Origin of the sequence: Clostridium sp., assembly GCF_040797585.1 — a bacterium.
Lineage (GTDB): Bacteria > Bacillota > Clostridia > Clostridiales > Clostridiaceae > Clostridium_Z.
In genome coordinates this window covers 1-10,538 of the sequence record NZ_JBFNEO010000092.1, presented here as the reverse complement: position 1 = coordinate 10,538, position 10,538 = coordinate 1, and the positions used below count along the sequence as shown (strand labels likewise).

The 10,538-nt window shown below is 30.1% G+C and carries 9 protein-coding genes; 8 read left to right on the top strand and 1 reads right to left on the bottom strand.

The window, feature by feature from the left end; all coding sequences use genetic code 11:
* Nucleotides 1-73 precede the first annotated feature (73 nt).
* The 7 genes from AB2369_RS07610 (at nucleotide 74) to AB2369_RS07580 (ending at nucleotide 7,802) form a co-directional block, all read left to right on the top strand.
* Nucleotides 74-454, top strand: coding sequence for a VOC family protein (locus AB2369_RS07610; RefSeq protein ID WP_367665883.1), 381 nt, complete (start codon nucleotides 74-76; stop codon nucleotides 452-454).
* Nucleotides 455-967: 513 nt separating this feature from the next.
* A complete protein-coding gene (locus AB2369_RS07605; protein ID WP_367665882.1) occupies nucleotides 968-1,672 on the top strand; it encodes a response regulator transcription factor in 705 nt (234 codons plus the stop codon).
* A 373-nt stretch (nucleotides 1,673-2,045) separates the two neighbouring features.
* Nucleotides 2,046-2,969 carry an ATP-binding cassette domain-containing protein gene (locus tag AB2369_RS07600; protein ID WP_367665881.1) on the top strand — a complete coding sequence of 308 codons (924 nt, stop codon included), beginning with the start codon at nucleotides 2,046-2,048 and terminating at the stop codon, nucleotides 2,967-2,969.
* Nucleotides 2,962-3,702 (top strand): ABC transporter permease, encoded by a 741-nt coding sequence (locus AB2369_RS07595; protein WP_367665880.1) that lies wholly within the window; start codon nucleotides 2,962-2,964, stop codon nucleotides 3,700-3,702. Before AB2369_RS07600 ends, AB2369_RS07595 begins: the two co-directional genes overlap by 8 nt.
* 45 nt (nucleotides 3,703-3,747) lie before the next feature.
* Complete coding sequence (locus AB2369_RS07590) at nucleotides 3,748-4,662, top strand: sensor histidine kinase (RefSeq protein WP_367665879.1); 915 nt, start codon at nucleotides 3,748-3,750, stop codon at nucleotides 4,660-4,662.
* Between the two features lie 206 nt (nucleotides 4,663-4,868).
* A complete protein-coding gene (gene hydE / locus AB2369_RS07585) occupies nucleotides 4,869-5,978 on the top strand; it encodes a [FeFe] hydrogenase H-cluster radical SAM maturase HydE (RefSeq protein ID WP_367665878.1) in 1,110 nt (369 codons plus the stop codon).
* Nucleotides 5,979-6,422: 444 nt separating this feature from the next.
* Nucleotides 6,423-7,802 (top strand): rhodanese-like domain-containing protein, encoded by a 1,380-nt coding sequence (locus AB2369_RS07580; RefSeq protein ID WP_367665877.1) that lies wholly within the window; start codon nucleotides 6,423-6,425, stop codon nucleotides 7,800-7,802.
* A gap of 172 nt (nucleotides 7,803-7,974) precedes the next feature.
* Here AB2369_RS07580 and AB2369_RS07575 read toward each other — a convergent pair whose 3' ends face one another.
* Complete coding sequence (locus AB2369_RS07575; RefSeq protein ID WP_367665876.1) at nucleotides 7,975-9,171, bottom strand: DHHA1 domain-containing protein; 1,197 nt, start codon at nucleotides 9,169-9,171, stop codon at nucleotides 7,975-7,977.
* Between the two features lie 445 nt (nucleotides 9,172-9,616).
* Here AB2369_RS07575 and AB2369_RS07570 point away from each other — a divergent pair, with 445 nt between their 5' ends.
* Nucleotides 9,617-10,375 carry an aminoglycoside adenylyltransferase domain-containing protein gene (locus AB2369_RS07570; RefSeq protein ID WP_367665875.1) on the top strand — a complete coding sequence of 253 codons (759 nt, stop codon included), beginning with the start codon at nucleotides 9,617-9,619 and terminating at the stop codon, nucleotides 10,373-10,375.
* The last annotated feature ends 163 nt before the right edge of the window (nucleotides 10,376-10,538 follow it).

Below are 10,538 nucleotides of genomic sequence, written 5' to 3'. Positions count from 1 at the left end.
GGATAATATAGTAGACATTTCTAATAAACTGTATTAAAATAAGAACAAACGTTCTTTAGGAGGAGATGAAGTAATGATAAACAAAATAGGAAAAATAACAATATACGTAAATGATCAAGAGGAAGCTAAGAAGTTTTGGACTGAAAAGGTTGGATTTGTAGTTAAGTTTGAACAAGAAATGGCTCCAGGAATGAAATGGATAGAAGTAGGTCCAAGTGAAGAGGAGTTTACAACCTTTGTATTATATAGTAAAGAAGCAATGAAGGCTCAAAATCCAGAAGCTAACGTTATGCATCCATCAATACTATTAAGCACAACTGATGTAGAGAAAGCTTATGATGAAATGAAGGAAAAGGGAGTAGAGTTAGGAAAGTTAATGGTTATGCCTTATGGAAAGATGTTCTCATTTAAAGATCAGGATGGAAATGACTATTTATTAAGAGAAGATAAATAGTAAGTCTATATATGGATCATCTTAAATCATAAAAAGTATGAGAAATTATTAAGATAGAATTATTTATCTGGTGGCCAGGAGCTGTAACTCCTCCAGCCTTTTGAAAGGAGAGGTATAACAGTTACTACGCCACTAGATTCTAGATTAACGTATCTAACTTTCATATGGTGGAAAGAACACCATATGAAGTAAGATCCGGTTTAAGTTAAATATATTAAAAGGGCTGTAGCATTAAGGAATTTACATAGAATATATTGATTTGCAAATTTAAAATTAGCACAATATATTGTAGTATTTATTCTTAATGGGGCAGCCCTTTTTTATCATATAAATTATATTTTAAGAGAAATTAATATGTATGTTTTATAAAATCTACTGTTAAATTTTATCATTTTATGATAAGTTAACTGTAGAATTTCAATTTAAGTTTATATAAACTTTATAGTTATAAAATGAAAGGGGGACTTTAGTGGAGTATGATGAGTATAATTCATTCTACACTAAAGATGGTTTATGAATAATAACAATATAAATATATTAGTTGTGGAAGATGATTTAGATATAAACAATCTTCTTTGCAAAATATTAACTAAGGAAGGGTATAATGTAAGAGCTGCTTACTCAGGAACAGAGGCTACTATGTGCATGGAGCAATATGATTTTCAGCTTGTTTTACTTGATTTGATGTTACCAGGGATAAATGGAGAGGATATTATAAAAGATATAAGAAGGTTAAAAACCATGCCTATAATAGTTATATCTGCAAAGGAAAATCAAGAAGTTAAGGTGGAAGTCCTTGGACTTGGAGCAGATGATTTCATATCCAAGCCATTTGATACCAATGAAGTTTTAGCCAGGGTTCAGGCCCAATTAAGGCGTTATATGGTATTTTCCAATTCTAATTCTAAGGAAAGAATATTAAGGCATAAGGATTTAATTTTAAATAGAGACACTGTAGAGGTTACCTTAAATGGAGAAACTGTGACTCTTACAGCAAGAGAGTTTTGCATATTAGAGCTTCTAATGGAGAATCCAAACAAGGTATTTACAAAGTCAAATTTGTTTGAAAAGGTCTGGAATGAAGAATTTTTAGGAGATGATAATACGGTAAATGTCCATATAAGTAATCTACGTTCAAAGCTTTCTAAAATTCAACCTAATGTGGAGTATATTCATACGGTGTGGGGAATCGGTTTTAAGATAAGTGATAGAACTTAATACTTTCTTAAGTTTTTCTTTAAGATATCTTGTATTTTATATTTTAATATATAGTTAGGCACTTTGAAGAAGTACTAGTAGGTCTTAGATATAGAATTTATGTAGTACTTATTTAGTGGGAGCTACTGAGATTACTAATACTTATGATAATTAGTAGATTTATCTGATGGCTAGGAACTGTAACACCCCCATCCGTGTGAAAGGTGGGGATAACAGTTGCTACGCCCCTAGATTAACTCATCTAACTTTTAGATGGTTGAAAAAACACCATCTAAAAGAAGATTCGTTCTATATTATTTAAAATATTTGTTATAGATATTTGTACAAGTAGTTGATTTAGGTTGCCTTATACAAGAAAGGGAGGGGAGTTTAAGTGAGTGATACAATACTTAAAACCAAGAATTTAACTAAAAAGTATCATAATCAATTGGCAGTAAATAATGTCAATATGGAAATAAAACAAGGGGATATATATGGGCTTGTTGGAAAAAATGGAGCGGGAAAAACAACTCTACTTAGAATGATAAGTGGACTTACAATTCCATCTAGTGGGGAAATGGATTTATTTAATGAAACTTCTTCTGATGGATTGAATAAAGCTAGAAGAAGGACAGGAGTTATAATTGAAACTCCGAGCTTCTTCCCATACTTATCTGCAAAGAAGAATCTTGAGTATTATAGAATCCAAAGAGGAATAGTAGAAAAAGATTCTATAGATTATGCACTTAAGGCAGTAGGCCTTCAGGATGTGGGAAAGAAGAAGTTTAAAAATTTCTCATTGGGGATGAAGCAGAGATTAGGGCTAGCCCTTGCCATAATGTCTAGCCCAGATCTACTTATTTTAGATGAACCTATAAATGGACTTGATCCTACTGGAATTGTAGATGTCAGAGAAATTTTATTAAAACTTAATAGGGAAAGAAATACTACAATACTTATATCAAGTCATATATTAAGTGAACTTTCCTATCTTGCAACTACCTATGGATTTATTAATAATGGTGTACTTATAGAACAGATATCTGCTAAGGAGTTGGATGATAAATGCAGAAGAGCATTAGCTATAAGGGTAGATGATGCGGCTAAAGCAGCTGTTATATTAGAGAGAGAGCTTGGCTGTAGTGAATATGAAGTTATAAATAATAATGAAATAAGATTATATGAACTTATAGATACCCCAGAGAAGGTATCTAAGGCTATTATAAATAATAATATTATGCTTTACTCAATTAGTTCATCAGGAGTAAATCTAGAAAACTACTTTATAGATTTAATTGGGGGTGGACATAATGCTTAATTATATAAGAGCAGATCTTTATAGAAACTTTAATAGAAAATACTTTTGGATTTATACAGGGATAATGTCTCTCTTGGCCTTTTTGTTTGTAATAGTTTGTAGAACTAACACACTTATACCAAATATATCTTTAAATACTGCACTGGAGGCTGCTACTATAAATCTGGCTTTGGCAATATATTTAATTCCAGCTTTTATTGAAATGACCATTAGTGATGAACAAAAAAATCAGACCTTTAAGAATGTGATAGCTTTTGGAGTGAAAAGAAATACAGTAGTAATCTCTAAACTTATTTCTACAATTCTTCTTGCAGCAGCATCAGCCCTTATTATATTATCAGTATTTTTGATAAGTGGATTAACAATTCTAGGAGGGCCAAGTGACCTTTTATTAGAATTTATGCTAAAGTTCTTATACTCTAGTGTATTATGGATAGGAGCTTTATCTTTAGGAAACTTTATGGCATTGTTTTTTAATAGTAGCAATATCTTTGCCCTTGCATATGCAGGAGTGTTTTTAATTACAACAAATCTTATCAAATTATTATCAATATTTGTATCTGATAAGTTTAGCTATATTAGTGAAATACTTATTACTTCTAAGTTAACTAATATAATTAAACAACCTTTAAGTACTAGTAATGTAAGTGATGCTATATTATTAGGAGCTGCATATACTATAGTATTTACTGTTCTTAGTATGATATTATTAAGAAATAAAGAGATTAAGTAATAACTTTAGGAATTAAATAAGGATTATAAGAAGGGGGGGACTTATATGCTTTGGATAATAATTATTTTTCTTTCAATTACATTGGGTATATTTGTCACCCTTTATTTCTTATTAAGAAAAGAGATGAAAAGTGTAAAAAGTCAGCTTGGTTCCATAAATAGAAACAAAACAAATTCAAAAATACTATTAAAAACAGGAAGAAATGAAATAGAAAAATTAATTTTAGAAATAAATAATACCTTAAGTCTAAAACAAGAAAGTGAAATTAAGTATAAGGAAATGAACTTAGAGATGAAGCAATCAATTTCTAATATATCTCATGATTTAAGGACTCCGCTAACATCAATAATGGGATACATTCAGCTTATGGAAGATCCTAATATAAGTGAAGCGGAAAGATATGATTACATAAATATAGTAAAGAAAAGAACGAAGGATCTACAGATGCTAATAACTAGCTTTTATGATTTATCAAGGCTTGAGGGGAGAGAGTATAAGTTTCAGTTTGAATTAATTAACTTGCCTAACCTGCTTTGTGATTCTATGGCTTCATTTTATAATGAGTTTATAAGTAAAGGCATAGAGCCTTCTATTAATATAGATGAAGATGTACCTATGGTTCTTGGAGATGAAAACGGAGTAAATAGAATATTATTTAATTTAATACAGAACATATTAAAGCATGGAGAAGACTTAGCAGAGATAAGTCTAAAGAAAAAAGAGGATTCAATAATTACTACTTTTACTAATGGGGCTAAGAATCTAAGTGAAGAAGATTCAAAACTTCTTTTCCAAAGATTTTTTACGGCAGATCGTACTAGAAGTGGTAAAAGCACAGGGATAGGACTTGCAGTAACTAAGGAATTAGTTGAGCAGATGGGGCACGAAATCTCTTCAGAGCTAAGGGATGGGAAGCTTAGCATAATTATAAGGTGGAAAATAAAAAATATACAAAAATGAAAGTAGTAGATATCTGTAAAAGGATAACTACTATTTTTTCATACAATAAATTATATCCGTGGCTATAAAAATTTTAGCTAAGTATTATAATTACTTAATTACATTTGTTATAATAAAGTAGAAGGAATATTCATTCAGATAAAGATGTATATAGTATAGGTTTAACTTTGAGGAAATAATTATGTTTTAGTAGTTGAGGTGTAATTATGAAGGTGAAAGATATAATAGACAAGCTATATAGGGAAAATAATGCCGCTGGTGAGGAGCTTTTATTTATCTTAGATAATTTAACTTCTCAGGATAAAAAATATTTACTAGAAAAGTCTCATGACACAAGAATGAGAACCTATGGCGATAAGGTTTATTTGAGAGGTATTATTGAGTTTACTAATTATTGTGTAAAGAATTGTGTTTATTGTGGCATTAGGGCAGAGAACAAATATGCAGATAGATATAGATTAACAGAAGAACAAATTTTAGAATGTGTTGATTTAGGAGATGCCCTTGGGTATAAGACCTATGTACTTCAAGGGGGAGAAGATCCGTATTTCACTGATGAGAGAATGATAAGTATAATTAAAGATATAAAAAAAAGACACCCTAAAAACGCAATAACTCTTTCTTTAGGAGAGAGAAGCTATGAGTCCTATGAAAAAATGTTTAAGGCTGGGGCTGACAGGTATCTTTTAAGGCATGAAACTGCCTCAAAAGAGTTATATGAAAGGCTACATCCTAATTCTAGTTTTGAAAATAGGATAAAGTGTTTAAGAGACTTAAAGAAAATAGGATATCAAATTGGAGCTGGATTTATGATAGGGCTACCAGGACAAACTAATGAAGACCTAGTAAAGGATCTTTTATTCGTAAAAGAAATTCAGCCCCACATGTGTGGAATAGGACCTTTTATACCTCATAAGGATACTCCATTTAAGGATTATAAGGGGGGAAGCCTTGAAGATACAACCACCATGTTAGCTATAATTAGGCTTTTACTTCCAGATGTACTTCTTCCAGCCACCACCTCCCTTGGAAGTATTGATCCACAAGGAAGGGAAGAGGGAATAAAAGCTGGAGGAAATGTAGTTATGCCTAACCTTTCTCCAACTAATGTACGTGAAAAATATTCCTTATATGATGGAAAGATATGCACAGGAGATGAGGCAGCAGAATGTAGACAGTGTATAGAAGGAAGAATCAATAGAGCCGGATTTAAGGTAGAGATAACTAGGGGAGATAATATCACCTTTGCAAAGGAAAATAATATAGATCAAAAACCAGAGAAAATCAATAATATTAATATATCCTTTGTAAAATAGTGATTAATAAGTAGTTATATTTTAGTGCAATTAAATTGATAATAGCATTAAAGTATAACTACTTTTATTTTTAATTAAGAATACAATGGAACTCATAGAGGATTCCTATATGAGTTCTTAATTTATACCTATGATTTTTTATAGACTGACTTAGAACTTCAAGGTATGTATAAACTAGCCTTTAATATTGGAACTCTATAATTATAGGGATATAAGGAAACTTATTCGTTGATATCCCTATTATTGATAATATCTATAGGTATCATTGGAGTTATTTAATAAATAAATAACCACTTTTTTAAAAAAATGTTATTATAAATAAGGAAATATAAAATCAATGAAATAATTTTGATAAAGTTTCTAGGCTTTAAGATATTATAGATTTTTTACGTTAAATACTATATTTGGTGGATATATGAAATATATTTTTAGGAGGAATTTAAGATGAAGAAAAAAGTAAGAGGTTTAGCTCTTGTTTTATGTTTAGCTTTATCAGTATTTGCTTTAGTAGCTTGTGGCAAAAAAGAAGCCCCTAAAGTAGAAGCTGATACAAAAACAATTTCTACAAGGGAACTTAAAGATAACATTAATAAAAGTGATTGGGTAGTTGTAGATACAAGAGAGAATGATGCTTTTAATGGTTGGAAACTTGATGGTGTAACAAGAGGAGGCCATATAAAAGGAGCAACGGACTTTTCTGCTGCTTGGCTAAAAGTTGATTCTAAAGAGAAGGAAGCTACTTTAGATGAAGCTTTAAAAACCAAGGGAATATCAACTGAAAAAAATATAGTTCTTTATGATGCTAATGGAAAAGATGCTAAGGAAGTAGCAGACTATTTAGCTCAAAAGGGATATAAAAACTTATATACCTATGATGTTAAGGAATGGACTAAGGATACAAGTCTTGAAATGGAAGCTTATCCAAATTACCAGATGATAGTTCCTGTATCATGGGTAAAAGACTTAGTAGATGGAAAGAATCCTGAAACTTACAATGGAAAAGATTTTAAAATTTTTGAAGTTAGCTGGGGAGATGAAACAAAATCACCAGATTATTTAAAAGATGGACATATAAAAGGGGCAGTACATATAAATACTGATGAAGTTGAAGAAGGTCCTCTTTGGAACCGTCTTTCAGATGATAAGCTTATAGAATTTGCTGAAGGTAAAGGAATTACAATAGACACTACAGTTGTATTATATGGACCAGATCAAACAGCAGCATATAGGGTTGCTTCTATATTAAAGTATTTAGGTGTTAAAGATGTTAGAGTATTAAATGGTGGAACTGCGAAGTGGAAAGCAGCTGGATATGAGTTAGAAAAGGAATCAAATAAGGCAAACCCAGTAGACTCTTTTGGAATAACTACACCGTTAAATAAAGAATATATCATTGATATGCCAGAAGCTGAGAAAATACTAGAAGATAAAAATGGAAGTAGATTAGTAGATATAAGAGCCTGGGATGAGCATATAGGTAAGATATCAGGATATGATTATATTGAACCAAAAGGACGTCCAGCTGGAGCAGTGTGGGGTCATGGAGGTAAAGACTCTTCAAGCCTTCAAGACTATAGAAATTTAGATAATACTATGCGTAATAAAGATGAAATAATAGCTATGTGGAAGGAATGGGGTATTACACCAGAGCAAAGACTAGCTTTCTTCTGCGGAACAGGTTGGAGAGCGGCAGAGGCAGCAGTATATGCTGAGGTTATTGGAGTGAAAAATGTTTCAATTTATGATGGCGGATGGAATGAATGGAGTGGAAACACTGGAAATCCAGCAGGTCCTGTAGAAACAGGAGAGCCTGAAAGACCATAATAATTAATATTAAAAAGAGTACTTAAATCTTAAGTACTCTTTTTAATTTGATTTACTTGTTAATTAGAGATTTAACATAAGAATCATTGATGAGTTAAGCTTATATCAAAATCTTATAATAGACGAAAATTAAGAATTTAACATGCTAATTTAATTATTATAAGGATTTAATCTAGCTATTTTTTATTTTTATAAAGGCAGTGTTTAAGGCAGAGTCTATATTTCCGTTATCTTTTCCTCCTCCTTGAGCTAGGAACTCACTTCCACCGCCTCTACCATCGATTAAGGTAATTACATCCTTAAGAAGGGTATTCATATTTAAGTTTTTTATATCTTTTGATTTTGAGAAAATTAAGTTAGCTTTATCAGAAGATTTAACAGCAATTAAAGCAATGGTTTTAGGGCTATCTGTAATCCTTGAAACTAACTTATTTATGTATTTCATATCCTCATTATCATATATTTCTTTAACTACAGATATATCACCTATCTTCTCAGCAGAGTCTATAATTTCACGAGTCTTATAATTAGTTAACTCAACCATAGATTTTTTATTTACCTCTATAGCGTTTTTAAGATCTTCATGTAAGCTTTTAATACCCTTTATAGCATCTTCTTCATTGGTATTTAAGTATCTACATATAAGATTCAGATAATGATCTTTCTTTAGATAGTCCTGAACAGCTCTATTACCTGTTAAAAATTCTATTCTAGTAGCATTTTTATGCTTTTCCCATCTTCTAATTTTTATTACCTGAAGCTCTAAGGTTGAGGATGGATGAACACCACAACAAGCATTTATATCTAGATCTTCTATTCTAACTACTCTTATTTGTTCATCAGTTTTTGGAAGATCTCTTCTTAGATTTAATTTTTTTAGTTCTTTTTTATTTGGTGTTAGGAATTCCACATTTATATTGCTGTGAATAACCTCATTTGCCATAGCTTCAGCTTTTCTTATGGTTTCTTCATCTAATATACCCTCTATATCTACTGTGCTAATATCCTTACCTAAGTGAAAGCCGCAAGTATTTGCATTAAAGAGTTTAAAAAAGCATCCAGAAAGTACATGTTGACCTAAGTGTTGTTGCATACCATCAAGTCTTTTTTTCCAATCTATAGAACATTTAACCCTATGAATTTTAATAGGCTTTTTCTCAGTAACATGATATATGGTTCCATCCTTCTCATATACATCTATAACCTTAAAAGTTTCTATAAAACCTTCATCACAAGGTTGCCCTCCCCCACCAGGGAAGAATGCAGTTTTATCTAGAACAATGTGAAATTTGTTATCTATTTCTTTTATATCTAAAACCTCTGCTACAAAATCTTTAATATATTGATCTTCATAATAAAGTCTTTCCACTAGATATCCTCCTTTAGTAGTTTATTATGTAATACTACTATTATTGTATATATAAATTAAAATTAATTAAAGGCTAAGAAATTAATAATAGTTATAAAAGTATTGGATTAAGTCTGAAAATTTACTTGATTTCTAGGCTTAATATCTTACTAGATTAAAGATAAGAGTTTTGGAAGGTACTAAGATTTTATAAGATTAAATAAGGCATATGAGCTATTTTAAAAGTAATTATAGACTTTAGATATGAATATTAAGAGGATTTAGAAAAGATATAATTCTAATATATAAGAATATGGAGGTATATAAAATATTAGGGAGAAATATTTTTAGTATAATAAATAAGTGTCAAGTATTTATTCTTTAGACAATTAGTTTAATGGCATTATCTGAAAATATATTTAAATCTTAGTTTAATTTTAAATAAGATATTTAGAAAGAGGTATTTATGAGAGAGATAGAAAATATATTAAATAAAGTGATAAATGGATATTGTAATATACTTAAGGAAAACCTTGTGGGAATTTACCTTCATGGGTCTTTAGCTATGAACTGCTTTAATTATTACTCCAGTGATATAGATATTTTAGTAGTAGTGAAGAGAAATATGGACTTTAAAACAAAAAGGAAACTTATTGATATTATTTTAGAACTATCTAAGGATGGCCCTAAAAATGGATTTGAATTAAGTGCTATTCTTGAAGAAGATAGTAAGAATTTTATTTATCCAACACCTTTTCTAATCCATTATTCAAAGGAATATCATAATAACTATTTAAATAATCCAGAATTTCTTTGTGAGGATTCTGTTGACAAGGACTTAGCAACCCATATAGTTGTCACTAGAGAAAGAGGAATATGCTTATTTGGAAAGCCTATAAAAGAAGTATTTCAGGAAGTGCCAAAGGAATACTATATTGATTCTATTATAGGTGATATTGAAGGAGCAAGAGAGAATATAATAAAGAATCCTATATATAATATTTTGAATCTATGTAGAGTTTTATATTATTTACAGGAAGGGTATGTATCTTCTAAAAGGGAAGGTGGACAATGGGCTTATAGTAATATAGAGAAAAGTTATAGATATATTATTAAATCAGCTATAGAGTTATATGAAGATCCCAATAAAGATATTAAATTTAATTCAGAGGAGTTAGTAGGATTTGCAGAGTTTATGCTTAATAAAATAGAGGCTATGATTTAGTTACTGAATTAACTCATTATGATAGTTAAGTTATCATCTTGGAGTTATTAACCTTTAGAAATTTAATGTCTATGTTTTAAAACTTTAAATTGTAAGTTATATATAATTTTAAAATCTATAGGGTTTTTAGCTAGAATCTTAACTTATACATGTACTTAGATCC